The organism is Sporofaciens musculi (assembly GCF_009830285.1).
Taxonomy (GTDB): domain Bacteria; phylum Bacillota; class Clostridia; order Lachnospirales; family Lachnospiraceae; genus Sporofaciens; species Sporofaciens musculi.
On the sequence record NZ_WUQX01000001.1, the window covers coordinates 2312556 to 2329861 of the forward strand.

Sequence of the window (17306 nt, forward strand, 5' to 3'; positions counted from 1 at the left end):
ATACGGTAGATGAAAAATATAATGTTTATAAGACTCAAGATATTCCGTTTGAAATTGTGGAGATTAATTCGATGATTGAAAATAAAGTAATTATAACGGTTGCAAGTACGGCTATATTTACTACTAAAATTATGCTTGGTAAAGAACCATTTGTTATTCTGCTCAATGAATTATTTGGAGATGAAGATTTACTATATAACAAAGAAGGAATAAGAGACGGCAGAGTGAAGGCTTTTAATCAGGGATGTAGTGATTTGTTTTCCGATTCATCTCGGTTTATGAAGCCTCAAAATTTATCTGAATTGCGCAATTTTCTGAATGATATACGGGATTAAAAGATAATGATTGAGAGGATTATATGATTGAAATTAGAAAAAATAATGTGGTTTTGATTTTTACATATTGTATTTTTACAATAATAATAAATGTGTATATTATCAATGGTATAACTAATTTTACTGATGTAAAGACAAAACTATCTTGTATTATTATTTTATTGTTTACTATACAGACAATACTCTATTTGTCAATTAGCAAAGAAATTAATTTCTCAATGATATTTATTTGGTGTTGTTATTTGTTTTGGTTATCGCAAAATATATTACTGTTTCTAAATTTTGACTTTGGAAACAAAATAACCTATGTAGCTTATTTTAATTACGGATATAATGCATATGTTCAGGCTATTAAATATTCGACAATAGCAGTTTCAATCGTGTTTGTCGGAGTGTTATTTGGCACACAGGTGAATGTTGTCAATCATGTTGTCAATCAATTTGAAAAAGTAATCCCAACAAAACAATATGTATACCCATTGCTAATTATTTCTCTTATTTTGGATTTAATTCAGACGGCTATACGAATTACCATCAATCTTACATCTGGATATGAGGAAGCTCATGGAGCAGGTAATTTTATTAATATTTTTCAAACATTTACACAGTTTTTTCCGGTAGCAGTTTATCTTGCCCTTGTCATATATAAAGAGGATAAGAAAAAGCTAAGAAAATATATTATTTGTTTATAATATATGAACTGATAAAAATGTTTGGGGGTGCCAGAGCGTATTCGGTTTTGGGAATTATTGTTATCACGGTTTTATATTATCATGTTGTCGAAAAGTTAAATATAAAAAAATTCCTGCTTATCTCCTTCGGAGGATTTGTACTTTTAAATGTACTCATAGTTATCAGAAATGGCAGATACTTCGGAACATATTCATGGGAATTTAATGGAGTCTATTTTTTGGCAACAGAAACGATGAAAGAGTTTGGAGGAACTATCAATGTAATTTCAAAAGGGTTTAGAGATTTCCGTGAAACAGCAAATGGAATGGTAACCATATCCTCTATACTTTCTATTATACCTGGATGGACATACATTTTCGGAGATGATCTGATAAATAAATATTACACATATTTTGCGTTTGATTTTGAACCTTTGGGGTCTGCATTCCCGATTGAATATTATTTTGATTTTGGTTATACAGGCGGTTTAATTGCCTGTTTTTTCCAGGGAATCATAGTCGGTATGCTTGATAAGCGTATATTTCAAAATATACGGACAGGGAGATATGCCCAGAATTCATTTTTGATTTTTTTGATTATTGAATTGATCTATACTGTTCGCTCTTATCCGTTTCGGATACCAAGATATATATTTTATTTTATTTTGGTATATAAGTTTTATGACATTATATTTACGAATCATAAGCGTAGAAAATATATAGAGATAGTTTAAAAAGGGAGAATAAAAATATGTACAAAAAACCATTTATTATTGCCGAAGCAGGCTGTAACCATATGGGGCGAATGGAGATTGCAAAGGATCTCATTGAAACGGCGGCACATTTCTGTAAAGCTGATTCCATCAAGTTTCAAAAACGCTGCCCAAAGGAGCTGCTGACTTTAGAACAATACAATGCGCCCCACCCTAATCCTGCGAACTCCTATGGCGCAACCTACGGTGAGCACCGTGAGTTTTTGGAATTCGATGTGAAGCAGCACGCACAGTTAAAAAAGTGGTGTGAAGATGCAGGCATTATCTATTCAACTTCAGTATGGGATCTGACCAGCGCCAAGGAAATATCTTGTCTTCATCCTAAGTTTATTAAGATTCCGTCTGCATGCAATACCCATTATGAGATGCTTCAGTGGTTATGTGATAACTATGAAGGAGAGATTCAGTTGTCCTTTGGAATGACGACAAAAGATGAAGAAGAAAAGATTGTTCAGCTATTTGAAAAGAATGGCCGTGCAAAGGATTTGGTTCTCTATAATTGTATTTCCGGATATCCGGTGCCTTCTAAGGATGTCTGTTTACTTGAGATTATTGGTATGAGAGAACGATACGAAGGGCGTGTCAAGGCAATTGGTTTTTCCGGTCATCATCTTGGGATTGCAGTGGATGTGGCAGCCTATACGTTGGGAGCTGAATATATTGAACGCCATTATACGCTTGACCGTACATGGAAGGGGACGGATCACGCCGCGTCCCTTGAGCCGGATGGAATCAGAAAGCTTGTCAGGAATCTGGAGGCAGTTTATGAATCACTAACTTATAAGAAAGAAGAAATTCTTCCGATTGAGCAGATACAGCGTGATAAGTTGAAATACAGGGAGAACTGATTGTGGATGAGAGATTTAGAGATTACACGGTGTATGAATCTGACCGTGTTATAGAGGCGCTTAAAAAGATTGACGCAAACAGGCAAGGATTTGTCATTGTGGTTGATTTGGAGAAAACAGTTCTTGGAGTGTTGACGGACGGGGATTTAAGGCGTGCATTTATTCGAGGGTGCAATAAAGAAGCCTACGTTTCTGATGTATATACAAAGGAGGCAAAGACTGTTTTTCTATCAGATGGATTCGAGACTGTATCGAGACTGTTCAAGAATCAAGCTATTAAATTCTTACCTGTGGTGGATGATAACAACTGCTTAGTAAATATTATTACTAAAAATCAGATGCATACATTGTTATTACAAGATATTCATGCGGATTTGGGATATGATTTTTTCTCCTTAGATACAGGAGTTATTGATTATGAGATTTTTCAAAGACCGTGGGGTTTTTATAAGACAACTGTGTTGAATGATTACTATCAGGCAAAGGTAATCTGTGTAAAACCCAAAAGTCAATTAAGTCTTCAATCCCATGAGCATAGAGAAGAACATTGGATTGTGGTTCATGGGACAGGCATAATTCATTTAGAAAAATCTGTTTTGCATGTAAGCTGTGGAAGTTCTGTTTTTATTCCAAAAGGAGCCAAGCACAGGGTACTCAATACAGACGAACAGGAGTCGCTGATTATTACCGAAGTTCAAATTGGAGATTATCTTGGAGAAGACGACATTATCCGCTATGAGGATATTTATGGAAGAATATGAGATTGGGGCTTGAAATATAGGAGGAATTATGAACGTAGCATTTATTCCGGTCAGAGGCGGAAGTAAGTCGATTCCGCTAAAAAATATTAAATATCTTTGCGGCAGGCCATTGGTCTATTGGGTAATAAAAGCGGCATGCGGATGTGAGTATATTGATAAGGTTTATGTTGCAACTGACAGTGAGCAGATTAAAAGGACGGTAGAGTCCTTTCAGGCAGGGATGGAAGGGAGCCTTTTTGACAAGGTAGAAGTAATCGGCCGTTCTGCAAAATCTGCTTCTGATACGGCATCCACAGAGTTTGCAATGCTGGAATTTGCTAAGAATTACGAGTTTGATCATATTGTGCTTGTTCAGGCTACATCCCCTTTGCTTAGGAGTGATGATCTGAATCGCGGGTTTCAGATTTTCAATTCTGAGGGGACAGACAGCGTCCTCTCTGTCGTCCGGCAGAAGCGCTTCCACTGGGCAAATGATGAAAAAGGATATACATATCCGACGAATTATGATGTATTTTGCCGCCCCCGCAGGCAGGAGTTTGACGGATATCTTGTAGAAAACGGTGCGTTTTATATCAGCTCAAAAAAAGCATTGTTGAAATCAAAGAATCGCGTTTCCGGAAACATAAAAGCAGTGGAGATGAGTGAAGATACATTTTTTGAGATTGATGAACCCAGTGACTGGATTATAATTGAGGCTCTGATGAAAAAGAATGGTATCGCTGCGTTTGTTGAAGTACCTGAAATAAAAATGTTTTTGACGGATTGTGATGGATGTCTGACCGACGGAGGAATGTATTATTCAGAGAAGGGTGATGAACTAAAGAAATTCAATACCAGAGACGGTATGGGCTTTGCGCTGCTTCGCAAGATGGGGATTATTACGGGTATTATCACGAGTGAAAACGTGGATTTAAACAGACGGCGTGGGAAGAAGCTGAAGCTTGACATTCTTGAAATGGGCTGTAAGAACAAACTAGAGACGGTTACAAAAATTTGCTCACAGTACGGAATATCCCTTCAGAATGTCTGTTATATTGGAGACGATGTAAACGATCTTACAGTCATAGAGGCTGTAGGATACGGCTGCTGCCCAAAGGATGCTGTGCGGGAGGTCAAAGAGGCGGCGGATTATATCACAGAGGCAAAGGGCGGGAAGGGAGTAATTAGAGAAGTAGTTGAGATAATCAGTGGGCAGAGGAAGAACGCCGAATGAATGGTGATTTAAGGAAAATAGCTAAGAATATTGGATGGATGACTTTTGATAAGGTCTTTTATCTGATTCTCAATCTTCTTGTTACAGTGCGGGTAGCTAATTATTATGGTTCAGCAGACTATGGGCTGTATCAATATGCATTGAATGTTGTGGCTATCTTTGAAATTCTTGTAACGCTTACAGACGGGAGAGTAGTAAAAAAAAGATATAGTCAATATTTGCCGGAAGAAGTGGTAATCTCAGCAACTTTTTCCAGGCTACTATTCTCTGGTATTTCCTGTATGGCAGGAGGAATATATCTTATTTTCGCCAGGCAAGGCAGAGAGTATAAAGAAATATTCCTGGTGTTACTGATGAATGCAGTGATATTAAATTGTAAATTTGGAATGGAGAATCGTTTTGAGTATCTTCTTCAATCCAAAAAGGTTGTGATCGCATCAGATATATCGGCTGCGGTTGGCTGCCTTTTTCAACTGGGGGCTGTCGCTGTACATTTGCCAGTTATTGCCATAGCTTTTATCGCCACAATTACTGCCATCATTCAGTTTTTCATCATATTTGTTCAGTATAGAAGCGCATTTCATTCTGGGATTATTGGCAGGGTAGACAAGGGGTTATTAAAGGAAATCATAGCGGAAAGTTTTCCTTTGGCTGTCGCTGCGTCCTGTGCGACAATTTATCAACGCTGCGATACCGTTATGCTTGGAAGTATGCTTTCAGTAGCAGACGTAGGAGTATATGCAATCGCTGTAAAATTAATAGGGATTGTGCAGATCGCTATAATGCCTGTACAGAATTCTGTGTATCCCAAACTAATCACATTATTTAAAATCAACAAAGAGGAATATGAGAAGCTTTATATCCGTATATCCTCAATGCTTACCTGGCTTTACATAGCCGGCGTTATGGTTTCTTTTTTTGTACTGCCTGTTGCTTTCAAATACTTAAAGCCAGAATATGGGGCTGCTTTTGGAGTATATAAAATCTATGTTCTAGGTTCTTTTTTTATGTATAATGCCGTACTTAGAGCAGGACACTTTACACTGATTAACCGAGGAAATATTCTGATGTTTTCTCAAATAATCAGTGTGATTTTGAATATCATTCTGAATTATTTCGGAATCAAAATCATGGGTATGTATGGGGCGGCAATGGCTACAGTCATTACCCAAGGCGTTTCATTATTGCTTTGTAATCTGTTGTTTGGAAAGGACGGAAGAGAAGTATTTTTGTGGCAGATAAAAGCAATAAACCCAAGATATATTTTTATAAGGAGATAGGAACGATGAATATAGCAGTCGTAATTGCAGGTGGTTCTGGGAGCAGAATGGGACAGGACATTCCCAAACAATTTATCAACGTATTTGATAAGCCTGTGTTAATATACACCCTTGAAGGATTTCAGAAGCATCCTCAGATTGATGCGATTGAGGTTGTTTGTATCGAGGGCTGGCATGATGTTCTCTGGGCGTATGTCAGGCAGTTTGGCATAGATAAGCTGAAATGGGTGGTTTCCGGAGGGGAAACAGGTCAGGAGTCCATTAGAAACGGTATCTATAATCTGGAAGGAAAAGCTTCTGAGGAAGACATTATTATTATTCATGACGGAATCCGGCCGCTGGTTGATGAGACGGTTCTTACAGATGTAATCGTAAAATGCCGGCAATATGGAAATGCTGTTACTTCTCTGCCTTATAATGAGCAGATTTTTGTAGCTGATGATGAGAAAAGTACTGTTAAATATATCCCTCGCGAAACCCTTCGGCGCGTTTCTACTCCCCAGGCTTACAAATTTGGTTTACTTGATTCAAAATACCATGAAGCGTATGAAAAAGGAATCGGCATCTATGGTTCTTCTTATACGAATACAATGATGGTTGAGCTTGGAATTCGGCTGTATTTTGCAGCAGGTTCGGATAAAAACATAAAGCTGACTACCAAAGATGATTTGGAGATGTTTAAAGCTTATCTGAGATCAGATAAGGATAACTGGTTAAAATAGGGGATTGAAATGAACTTATATCAAAGTAAACAATACATAGAAGATGTCGTAGCCGTAGCTGACTTAGACCTTTCATGGGAAAAATTAAGGGATAAATGCATGCTGGTATCCGGTGCAACAGGGCTTGTAGGCAGTTTTTTGGTAGATGTAATTTTAAGAAAGAATCAGGAGGATGACTTAAACTGTACGGTTTATGCTCTGAGCAGAAATGAAGAAAAAATCATGGAACGGTTTGCCGGATATTGTGGTGATAAACATCTGGTTTTTATTCCTTATGATATCAGGCTCCCTTTGGTACGTAACGATATTGGTACTGTGGATTATGTTCTTCACCTTGCGTCAAATACACATCCTATACAGTATTCTAAAGATCCCATTGGAACGATAACAACCAACATTATCGGTTTACAGAATATGCTTGAATTTGCCGTGGCCCATCATGCGGCTCGTTTTGCATTTGCATCCTCAAATGAAATCTATGGTGAGAATCGGGGAGATGCAGAGTTCTTTGATGAGAATTACTGTGGTTATATTAATTGTAATACAATGAGAGCCGGCTATCCAGAAAGCAAAAGATGCGGAGAAGCGCTCTGCCAGGCATACAAAGCCCAGAAAGGATTGGATGTGGTCATTCCTCGCCTAACCCGATCCTACGGTCCGACAATGTTAATGTCCGACACAAAAGCGATCAGTCAATTTATCAAGAATGGGATTGACGGTGAAGATATTGTCTTAAAATCTGCTGGAATGCAATATTACTCATATGCATATGTGTCGGATTCTGTCAGCGGTTTGCTGACAATCCTTCTGAGTGGAAAAAGCGGGGAGGCGTATAATATTTCGGACGAAAGTTCGGATATTATGCTTAAGGAGCTTGCGGCGATTATTGCCGATTTGAATGGGAAAAAAGTTGTGTTTGAGGTACCAGACTTTGTAGAGGCGGCCGGATACAGTAAGGCAACTAAGGCACGATTGGATGGACATAAGCTGCTTACATTGGGCTGGAGGCCGAGATATGATGTGAAGTCAGGAGTTGAGAGAACTATATCGATTTTACGGGAGATTAGGTAGGTGATAGGGTGGATAGGGAGGTTAAGATGAATAGGAGAATTTTAAGAAAACAATCTAACAGTCTGAATTTTATACGAATACTCGCGGCTTCTCAAGTGATGTTTGGACATTTAGTTGAACATTTGGAATTGCCGATCAAAGAAAATATTTTTCGAGCATCCTCTTTCTTAAGAGGCGTTCCTATTTTTTTTGCTATTAGTGGTTTTTTGATCTGGTTCTCCATTGAAAGTTCAAAGTCCTATTCACATTATATTACAAAGAGGTTTTTGCGGATTTATCCTGAGCTTTGGGCTGCTGTAATGATAGAGCTGCTTTTTTTAATGATTTTCTATCATGGATGGGATATAAAGAGTCTTATTTTGTTTGGATTTGGCCAAGGAACTATTTTTCAATTCTGGACTCCTGAAGCGTTGCGGGGTTATGGTGTTGGGACTCCAAACGGTGCGTTGTGGACGATTGGCGTGATGATTCAATTCTATATAATGGCCTGGATTTTCTATAAAATAATGAAGAATAGAAAAATGATTACATGGATGATCGGATTAATCATTTCTTTTATGGTTAGTTGTGTATTCAATTCTATTACGCATGAGTTTATAAGAATAGAGGTGATCGGTAAGCTATATGACCAAACTCTTATCCGATATTTTTGGATTTTTTATATTGGTATGTTTATTGCAGAATTTCAGGAATTTCTGTTGCCAATTTGTAGGAAATATTGGTGGATGTCATTACTATTGAGTTATACTTTCTTTTGGTCGAAGATTGATATTTTATCGGGATATTATTTATTCTGGAGTTTGTTCCTGATTATTGGTGTTATTGGATTTGCTTACAGGTTCCCGCAGCTAAATGTTCCATTAGATATTTCGTATGGGTTATTCCTATACCATATGACGGTTGTAAATGTTTTTGTTAATTTTAGATGGGGGGTAAATGGGAATATGCTTTGCTCATCGTTTTAATTACAGTTATACTTGCTTATATTTCCACTGTTACAGTTGGAAAACTATCGGTGAGAAAGAAACGTTTATTGACATAGGGAAAGAAGTTTGGAGGAGATGTGATATGTCATTGTTCAATAATTCAACTTTATTAATCACAGGAGGCACTGGTTCTTTCGGCCACACCGTCCTGAAACGCTTCCTGAATACAGACATTCGGGAAATCCGTATATTCAGCAGGGATGAAAAAAAACAGGATGACCTGCGCCATATGTTACAGGTGCATCATCCGGATACAGCGTCAAAAGTAAAATTCTATATCGGAGATGTTCGCAATCCACAGTCTGTGCATGACGCCATGCCAGGTGTGGATTTTATATTTCACGCAGCAGCCTTAAAACAGGTCCCTTCCTGCGAGTTCTTCCCTATGGAAGCCGTACATACGAATGTGGAAGGAACCAACAATGTTCTCCACGCTGCAATCGAAGCCGGAGTAAAACGGGTCGTTTGCTTAAGTACAGACAAAGCCGCATACCCTATCAATGCAATGGGAACGTCAAAAGCTATGATGGAGCACATTGTAAGGGCAAATGCACGTGTGGCGGCAGAGCGAGGCAAAACACTTATCTGCTGTACAAGATATGGAAACGTCATGTGCTCAAGAGGCTCTGTCATCCCGCTTTTTATTGAGCAGATTAAGAATGGGAACCCCATTACAATTACCAATCCAGATATGACAAGGTTTCTGATGAATCTTGACGAGGCGGTAGAGCTTGTAAAATTTGCTTTTGAACATGGGGATTCAGGAGATTTATTTATACAGAAAGCAGATGCCAGCACCATCGGCGTGCTGGCTGAGGCTGTACAGAGACTGTTTGGAAATACAGGGACTCATATCATCGGTACGCGGCATGGGGAAAAACTGTACGAAACACTAATGACAAAAGAAGAACGCTTAAGGGCACAAGACATGGGGGATTACTATCGGGTATCTGCCGATCATAGAGATTTGAATTACGATAATTATTTTGTCAATGGACAGGTAGCCACAGAAGCAGACGAAGCATATACAAGCCACAATACAAAATTACTGAATGTGGAAGAAACTGTACAAAAAATATTAACTACGGATTATGTCAAAGAGAAACTTAGGAGGCAGAAGGATGAAGATACTTGTAACAGGCTCTAAGGGATTCGTTGGACGTAATCTGGTGGAGAATTTGAAAAACATTAGGGACGGAAAGAATCGGACAAGACCTGACCTTACCATTACAGAAATCTATGAGTATGATGTAGATACAGAAGAAGTCCTCTTAGACCAATATTGCAGGGACTGTGATTTCGTATTTCATCTGGCAGGAGTGAACAGGCCGAAAAATATTTCTGAATTCATGGATGGAAATTATGGCTTTACATCCCTTTTGCTGGATGCTCTTAAGAGAAATCAAAACACATGTCCGGTGATGCTTTCCAGTTCCATTCAGGCAAGCTTAAGCGGGCGGTTTGCAGCTTCAGAGTATGGAAAAAGTAAATTGGCGGGAGAGGAATTATTCTTCCGGTATGCAGAAGATATGGGAGTAAAAGTGTTGATTTACCGATTCCCGAATCTGTTTGGAAAATGGTGCAGGCCCAATTATAATTCAGCGGTGGCAACGTTTTGCAGCGCTGTAGCCAATGGGAAGGAATATACGGTAAACGACCGTTCCACGGAATTAGAACTTGTTTATATTGACGACCTAGTAAGGGAATTTCTTGACGCATTGGAGGGACTTGAACACCATTGCGAATATGAAGGCCTGAAAACTGTTTTGGCGGACAATGGGCGTTATTGCTGCGTACCTGTTACCCATTGTGTGACGCTGGGAGAGATTGTAGATTTGCTTCAATCTTTCAGAGAAGCTTCAAAAACTCTTACAATGCTGGAAATGCCTCCGAATTCATTTGCAAAAAAACTGTACAGTACGTACTTGTCATATCTTCCGGAGTCTGAGATTTCCTGTAAGCTTACGTCCAATCAGGATGAAAGGGGCAGCTTTACGGAGCTGATTCGTACACAAAACTGCGGGCAGGTATCGGTTAATATTACAAAGCCAGGAATCACAAAGGGACAGCATTGGCACAATTCCAAATGGGAAATATTTATTGTGGTGTCAGGCCATGGGCTAATCCAGGAGCGCAGGATTGGCATAAACCCGGAGACTGGCAAGGAGTACCCTTTGGTCGAATTTGAGGTTACAGGCGAAGAAATGCGGGCGGTACGGATGCTTCCGGGATATACCCATAATCTCATCAATTTGTCTGATTCGGAGAATCTTGTTACAGTGATGTGGGCGAATGAGAGGTTTGATGAAAAAAATCCGGATACTTTTTTTGAACAGGTAACAGAAACGGGAGGGATTCAATGAACAGCGATTTTGGGAATATCACATGGCAAAACAATGGCAGAATTAAGCTGCTCATTATTGTCGGGACACGGCCTGAGATTATCCGTCTGTCGGCGGTGATTAATAAATGCAGAAAATATTTTGACTGTATTCTTGCTCATACCGGACAGAATTATGACTATAATTTAAATGGGGTATTCTTTAAAGACTTGGGCTTGGATGCACCGGAGGTGTATTTGGAAGCAGTTGGGGAGGATTTGGGTTCTACAATGGGAAATATCATCAGTTCTTCTTATAAGTTAATGAAAACAATGCACCCGGATGCAGTACTTGTTCTTGGCGATACGAATTCCTGCCTGTCTGTGGTTGGCGCAAAACGGCTTCACATTCCGATTTTCCACATGGAGGCGGGAAACCGCTGCAAGGATGAATGTCTGCCGGAAGAAACCAACAGGCGAATTGTGGATATCATCTCTGATGTGAATCTGGCATACTCAGAGCATGCCAGAAAATATCTTGCTGACTGCGGACTGCCAAAGGAGAGAACTTTTGTTACAGGTTCTCCTATGGCGGAGGTGCTGAATCAAAATTTACGATCAATTTTAAAGTCGGATATCCACAGTCGGTTATCAGTAGAGACAGAAAATGAGATTGAGAAGGGGAAATATATCCTCATGTCGGCCCATCGGGAAGAAAATATAGATACTGAGGAAAATTTTACTTCATTATTTACAGCCGTTAATGCTATGGCAAAAAAGTATGATATGCCAATTTTATATTCTTGTCATCCGAGAAGCAGAAAGAGGTTGGAGAATACGGGTTTTCAGCTCGATTCTCGCGTGATTGCACACGAACCCTTAGGTTTTCATGATTATAATTGTCTGCAGGCATATGCATATGCAGTTGTTTCTGATTCTGGAACACTTCCGGAAGAAAGTTCATATTTTACATCAGTTGGGATGCCGTTTCCAGCCGTATGTATCAGAACCTCCACAGAACGTCCGGAGGCGCTGGATAAAGGATGTTTTATTCTTTCCGGTATCCATACGGAAGGGCTGCTTCAGTCAGTAGAACTGGCGGTACAGATGAATCAGGAAGGCGACTACGGTATTCCTGTACCGGATTATGTTGATTTAAATGTAAGTGGAAAGGTTGTGAAAATTATTCAGTCATATAAAGATACGGTGAATCGTTTTGTATGGCGGAAGGAATGAGAACAAATAGATTTAACATCATAAAAATGTGAAAAGAGGAGATGTCAGGAAAATATCACATTCCAGACATCTCCTTTTTTATCCCCTACACCATTTTTTCACATTTTTACCATATTTCTCCCACACTTTCTCCGTATAATAACCAGGTAATATTTCAGCAAGGAGAGAAAATATGAGTGACCAGAATGTATTTGAGCGAGTAGAGAAGAAATACCGCCTGAACCAGAAGCAGTACGATTCATTCCGAAATGCAGCAGCCAAAAAGCTTCATATGGATGAATACGGCCTGCATACCATCCGAAACATTTACTACGACACCCCCAATTACGAGCTAATCCGCCGTTCCATCGACAAGCCGAAATACAAGGAGAAGCTTCGCCTGCGGGGGTACGGGGAGATTCAGGATGAAAGCGTCGTGTTTCTTGAGATTAAGAAGAAATACCAGGGTGTGGTCTACAAACGGCGGACACAGTTGGCCTTTATGCAGGCGCAAGAATATCTGGAATCAGGAAGCATTACAAAGAAGAATCAGATTTTGAAGGAGATTGACTATTTTATCAAGTTTTACCGTCCAAAGCCAAGAGTCTACCTTGCATACGACAGAGAGGCTTTCGTGGGAAATGAGGACGAAAATCTGCGAATCACTATAGACCAAAATATCCGAAGTCGAAGCCATAGGCTGGAATTGTCTTATGACGGGGAGTGTAAGATGCTGAATCCAGGAGAGTATCTGATGGAAATCAAGGTAAAAGAAGCATATCCTATGTGGCTTGCGGATTTGTTGGGGAAACTGGAGATTTACCCTGTCTCCTTCTCCAAATACGGAGCCGTATATGCCCAGGCAATGAGAAATGAAGCAGAAAGAGAGGAAAAAAGGATATGTTTACAAGTATACTAAATAACATGGAAGGAAGCCTCACTATTCAAAACGCGCTGCTGTGCGCCTTTGTATCCCTGGCTCTGGGGTTCGTGATTGCCTTAATTTATGGCCTGCAGGGAGCCGGCAGCAAGAATTTTATGGTGACACTTGTAATGCTTCCCGTACTGGTACAGATGGTTATTATGCTGGTAAATGGAAATCTTGGTACCAGTGTTGCGGTACTTGGCGCCTTTAGTCTGGTCAGGTTCCGGTCTGTTCCTGGTACATCGAAGGAGATGGCCGTTATCTTTTTTGCTATGGCAGTAGGCTTGGCCACAGGAACAGGCTTCTTAGGATTTGCCGCTGTCATGACCCTTGTGGTGGGAATGGCGCTTCTGGCGTTGGAGAAGTCTCGCTTCGGTGAATGGAAGCAGGAGAGAAAGGATCTTAGAATCACCATTGCAGAGCATCTGGATTATACGGAGATTTTTGATGATATTTTTCAGAAATACACCAGCGTATGCTGTCTTCAGAAGGTGAAGACCACGAATCTTGGCAGTATGTATGAGCTGGATTATCACATTACGTTAAAAGACGTCAGACAGGAGAAGGAGATGCTGGATGAAATACGATGCAGAAACGGGAACCTGACCGTAATCTGCGGACGACGGGCGACGGGTCAGGAGGAGTTGTAGTGATAAAGGGCGTAGCGGAAATGAATACTGGAAATGAAGGCAGACAAAGAATCAAAAAAAGATTGGAGTTGGGAAAGATGGAGACGGGAAAAAGGAAGATTTTGGCCGTATTACTTGGCGTGCTGCTTATTTGCACCATGTCAGGATGCAGGCGGGACGGCGGTGAGACAGAAACAGGTATTGCCAAAGCAGCAGATACGTCTTCCCACGCGTCTGTAAGTACGGTGACCCTTACAGAAGGGAAATATAGTGAAGAAAAGCTGGATGATACTTGGGATGAAAACCAGGCAGTCTATTTATGCCTTGAAAATGATAAGATTACTATAGAGGAACGTACTGGCTTGGAGAAGGGAGATGGGGCTGCCCTTAAGGATAAAGTGGAGGTTACTAAGAGCACCGTTGTCATCAAAAGTGCAGGAACCTATGTTTTTTCTGGAACGTTAAAGGATGGTCAGATCATTGTAGATGGGGATAAGGAGGAAACGGTCAGGTTGGTTTTTAACGGAGTCTCTCTGACCTGCACTAGTTTAGCGCCTGTTTACTTAAAGGGCGGCAACGTCATCATCACACTGACAGAGGGGACAGAGAATACTCTTTTGGACGGCAGCGTTTATGAGTTTGAAGATGAAGGGGCAAAAGAACCAAAAGCAGCGGTTTTTTCAAAAGACGATTTAACTTTTAACGGAACAGGGACGCTTCATGTAATCGGAAATTATTGTCATGGGATTCAGTGTAAGGACGATTTGAAATTTATCAGCGGCACCTACATCATCTCAGCAGTCAATGACGGGATTGTGGGAAAAGACAGCGTATCCATTCGGGATGGACATTTTACCATAGAAAGCGGCGACGACGGAATCAAGGCTTCTAACACCGAAGATTCGGATAAGGGTTATGTTCTCATTGAAAATGGGTTTTTCCAGATAATGGCCGATGGCGATGGAATTCAGGCAGAGACGCTTCTTCGGATAAACGGCGGTGATTTTGAGATTACCACAGGAGATGGAAGCCAGAATGTGAAGACAGTCTCTGATATGCATAGCCCTGACGCCAGACAAGGAAGCAAAACTGGAATGTTGGGTGATAAAGGGGCAGAGATGGAGGGGCAAATACCAGAAGGGGGAATGACGCCGCCAGAAGGAGACATACCAGAAGGGGGAATGACGCCGCCAGAAGGAGACATACCAGAAGGGGGAATGGCGCCGCCAGAAGGAGACATACCAGAAGGGGGAATGACGCCGCCGAAAGGAGATATGCCGGCTCACGAAGATGGGGAATCTGAGACTGTCAGCACAAAAGGGTTAAAATCCTATGTAGAATTAATTATTGCAGGAGGAGAATTTAATCTGGACACACAGGATGACGGAATCCACAGTAATCAAAATGTTACGGTTCAGGGAGGCTCAATCACCGTTTCCACCGGAGACGACGGAATTCACGCTGAGAAAACGTTGATTGTAGATGGCGGAAGTATAGACATTCAGAAAAGCTACGAAGGATTGGAGGGATTTGATATTGTCATTAAAGATGGGGATATAAAGATTGAAGCCTCAGACGACGGAATCAACGCTGCAGGAGACTCTGAAGCCGTTACGGAAGAAAAGAAGAAGGATTTTATGGCAGACGAGGATCAAGGCGCCTCTATGACCATCAACGGAGGCATTATATACGTCAACGCCAATGGTGACGGATTGGACGCTAATGGAGACATTTTTATAGATGGAGGCGAGGTCACGGTACACGGGCCGGCTGACGGTGGAAACGGTACCCTGGACTATGCGGCCTCCTGCAGGATAACAGGCGGCACATTGGTTGCCATCGGAAGCATTGGAATGGCTCAGAAGCCAAGCGAGGATTCCACGCAGGTGTCGCTGGTATTTCAAACGGACAAGGCAATCGAGGCGGGAGCCGTTATTTCCCTGAAAGACAAAGAGGGGAATACGCTTGCCGAGACGGTTACAGAGAAAACCGCCCAGTGGTTTGCAATATCATCTCCAAACCTGTCGGTAGGGGAGGAGTATATATTTTGTGCAGGAACGGCTGAAAAAGAAGTAAAACCAACCCAGACAGTCAGTCAATTTTCCTTTTAGGCAGATTCCGTTTCGGAAATCTTTTGAAAATCTTGCTGTCGGGAAATGAATGTGATACAATAATCCCATCCTGAACGAAAGAGTCTTATGTAATTTACATGGGACTTTGAATACGTACAGCAGATTTGGAGGACAAGATGATAAATCGGGATTGGGAGAAGTTTGGGGAGGATATCCGTAAGACGGTGCAGGATGCCATTGATGCCCAGGACTTCGGGAAATTGAATCAGACGATTACGAATACGATTAATAATGCGGTTGACAGCGTTTCCAGAAATATCCGGAACGCTCAGGAAGCGCAGCAATTTCAGTCAAGAGGCAGAGGTCCTGTGAACAGAAGCTTTGGTTCACAGGATACTGTTCGTGGGAGAGATAACAGAAGGAATGGACATTTGGGGCAGGAGTATGGCTATGGCAGCGGGAGGAAGAAGCAGCTTCCGGTGTTGTACCGCAAACCCGCCGGTGTGCAGGTGGGCGGCACGCTTACGACGGTATTTGGGGCAGTCGCAGGCAGTATGTTCTCCGTAGCCCTGGTGTTTTTCGTTATCACAGCATTGATGGCCGGAGCATTCGGGATTCCGGAGATTATGGTTACAGCGCTGTTTTTGATATTTGCAGTCGCGGGATTTGTGGCCTTTGGGTGCGGCGCCGGTATACAAGGCAGGGTGAAAAGGTTCCGCACATACGTGCAGGTTCTCGGTATGCGTGAGTATTGCAATATCCGTGAGCTTTCAGAGAAGGTTCATAAGAGCGTCAAATTTGTAGTCAAGGATTTGGAATATATGTTTGCCAAGGGATGGTTTCTGGAGGGGCATCTGGATGATGAAAAGACCTGTCTAATCACAAGCCATGGGATGTATCAGCAGTACAAGCAGATACAGGCGGACAGAAGGGTAGCTGAACAGGAAAAGGCGGCAAAGCAGCAGCGGGCAGAGGACGAGAGCATCCCGCAGAACAATCGGGGTACAGAAGGCGGACATTCTAAGCTGCCGCCAGAGGTACAGAAGGTGGTGGGTGAGGGGGATGCCTATATCCGGAAGATTCACGCCTGCAATGACGCTATCTCCGGCGCAGAGATATCTGCGAAGATTTCCCACATGGAGATGCTGGTGGATAAGATTTTCGACAGGGTAGAGCAGGAGCCTGAAGCTGTGGACGACATCCGCAGGCTGATGGAATATTATCTGCCCACCACCGTGAAGCTTTTGGAGGCGTACCGAGAGCTGGATGCACAGCCAATCGACGGCGAGAATATCCGTTCCTCTAAACGGGAGATTGAGGCCACGTTGGATACGCTGAACCTGGCGTTTGAGAAGCTGTTGGACGGCTTATTCCAGGAGACGGCGTGGGACGTTTCCTCGGATATATCGGTATTGCATACCATGCTTGCCCAGGAGGGGCTTACGGACGACGGCTTGCACAAGCCGAATTGATTGTGAAGGATGG

The 17306-nt window shown here is 41.6% G+C and carries 17 protein-coding genes; all 17 read left to right on the plus strand.

All coding sequences use genetic code 11. The features are described from left to right. Nucleotides 1–71: 71 nt before the first annotated feature. The 17 genes from GN277_RS11485 to GN277_RS11565 all read left to right on the plus strand — a co-directional run bounded on the left by GN277_RS11485 (nucleotide 72) and on the right by GN277_RS11565 (nucleotide 17293). Nucleotides 72–335 (plus strand): hypothetical protein, encoded by a 264-nt coding sequence (locus GN277_RS11485; protein ID WP_159751159.1) that lies wholly within the window; start codon nucleotides 72–74, stop codon nucleotides 333–335. 23 nt (nucleotides 336–358) lie between these two features. Continuing rightward, nucleotides 359–1027, plus strand: a complete 669-nt coding sequence (locus tag GN277_RS11490; RefSeq protein ID WP_159751160.1) for a hypothetical protein — start codon at nucleotides 359–361, stop codon at nucleotides 1025–1027. Further along, nucleotides 1018–1740, plus strand: a complete 723-nt coding sequence (gene wzy, locus GN277_RS11495; RefSeq protein ID WP_159751161.1) for an O-antigen polysaccharide polymerase Wzy — start codon at nucleotides 1018–1020, stop codon at nucleotides 1738–1740. Before GN277_RS11490 ends, wzy begins: the two co-directional genes overlap by 10 nt. Before the next feature lie 17 nt (nucleotides 1741–1757). Next, nucleotides 1758–2627, plus strand: coding sequence for an N-acetylneuraminate synthase family protein (locus GN277_RS11500; RefSeq protein ID WP_159751162.1), 870 nt, complete (start codon nucleotides 1758–1760; stop codon nucleotides 2625–2627). Nucleotides 2628–2629: 2 nt separating this feature from the next. Continuing rightward, on the plus strand, nucleotides 2630–3388 hold the full coding sequence (locus GN277_RS11505) for a CBS domain-containing protein (protein ID WP_159751163.1): 759 nt from the start codon (nucleotides 2630–2632) through the stop codon (nucleotides 3386–3388). A gap of 28 nt (nucleotides 3389–3416) precedes the next feature. Further along, nucleotides 3417–4601, plus strand: coding sequence for an N-acylneuraminate cytidylyltransferase (locus GN277_RS11510; RefSeq protein WP_159751164.1), 1185 nt, complete (start codon nucleotides 3417–3419; stop codon nucleotides 4599–4601). Further along, nucleotides 4598–5881 carry a flippase gene (locus GN277_RS11515; RefSeq protein WP_159751165.1) on the plus strand — a complete coding sequence of 428 codons (1284 nt, stop codon included), beginning with the start codon at nucleotides 4598–4600 and terminating at the stop codon, nucleotides 5879–5881. The genes GN277_RS11510 and GN277_RS11515 overlap by 4 nt, the downstream gene beginning before the upstream one ends. 5 nt (nucleotides 5882–5886) lie before the next feature. After that, nucleotides 5887–6603, plus strand: a complete 717-nt coding sequence (locus GN277_RS11520) for an IspD/TarI family cytidylyltransferase (RefSeq protein ID WP_159751166.1) — start codon at nucleotides 5887–5889, stop codon at nucleotides 6601–6603. A 9-nt stretch (nucleotides 6604–6612) separates the two neighbouring features. Next, nucleotides 6613–7674: an NAD-dependent epimerase/dehydratase family protein gene (locus tag GN277_RS11525; RefSeq protein WP_159751167.1), complete on the plus strand. Its 1062-nt coding sequence runs from the start codon at nucleotides 6613–6615 to the stop codon at nucleotides 7672–7674. Between the two features lie 26 nt (nucleotides 7675–7700). After that, nucleotides 7701–8639, plus strand: coding sequence for an acyltransferase family protein (locus tag GN277_RS11530; protein WP_159751168.1), 939 nt, complete (start codon nucleotides 7701–7703; stop codon nucleotides 8637–8639). A 103-nt stretch (nucleotides 8640–8742) separates the two neighbouring features. Then, the gene (locus GN277_RS11535) at nucleotides 8743–9807 is read left to right on the plus strand and encodes a polysaccharide biosynthesis protein (protein WP_159751169.1); all 1065 of its coding nucleotides are present in this window, start codon (nucleotides 8743–8745) and stop codon (nucleotides 9805–9807) included. Next, on the plus strand, nucleotides 9782–11023 hold the full coding sequence (locus GN277_RS11540; protein ID WP_159751170.1) for a polysaccharide biosynthesis C-terminal domain-containing protein: 1242 nt from the start codon (nucleotides 9782–9784) through the stop codon (nucleotides 11021–11023). The genes GN277_RS11535 and GN277_RS11540 overlap by 26 nt, the downstream gene beginning before the upstream one ends. Continuing rightward, complete coding sequence (locus GN277_RS11545) at nucleotides 11020–12216, plus strand: UDP-N-acetyl glucosamine 2-epimerase (protein WP_159751171.1); 1197 nt, start codon at nucleotides 11020–11022, stop codon at nucleotides 12214–12216. Before GN277_RS11540 ends, GN277_RS11545 begins: the two co-directional genes overlap by 4 nt. A gap of 172 nt (nucleotides 12217–12388) precedes the next feature. Beyond that, complete coding sequence (locus GN277_RS11550; protein ID WP_159751172.1) at nucleotides 12389–13114, plus strand: polyphosphate polymerase domain-containing protein; 726 nt, start codon at nucleotides 12389–12391, stop codon at nucleotides 13112–13114. Further along, entirely contained in the window at nucleotides 13096–13770 is a 675-nt protein-coding gene (locus GN277_RS11555) for a DUF4956 domain-containing protein (RefSeq protein ID WP_159751173.1), read from the plus strand. Before GN277_RS11550 ends, GN277_RS11555 begins: the two co-directional genes overlap by 19 nt. After that, nucleotides 13707–15860 (plus strand): carbohydrate-binding domain-containing protein, encoded by a 2154-nt coding sequence (locus GN277_RS11560; protein WP_159751174.1) that lies wholly within the window; start codon nucleotides 13707–13709, stop codon nucleotides 15858–15860. The genes GN277_RS11555 and GN277_RS11560 overlap by 64 nt, the downstream gene beginning before the upstream one ends. 137 nt (nucleotides 15861–15997) lie before the next feature. Continuing rightward, a complete protein-coding gene (locus GN277_RS11565; protein WP_159751175.1) occupies nucleotides 15998–17293 on the plus strand; it encodes a 5-bromo-4-chloroindolyl phosphate hydrolysis family protein in 1296 nt (431 codons plus the stop codon). Nucleotides 17294–17306: the final 13 nt, after the last annotated feature.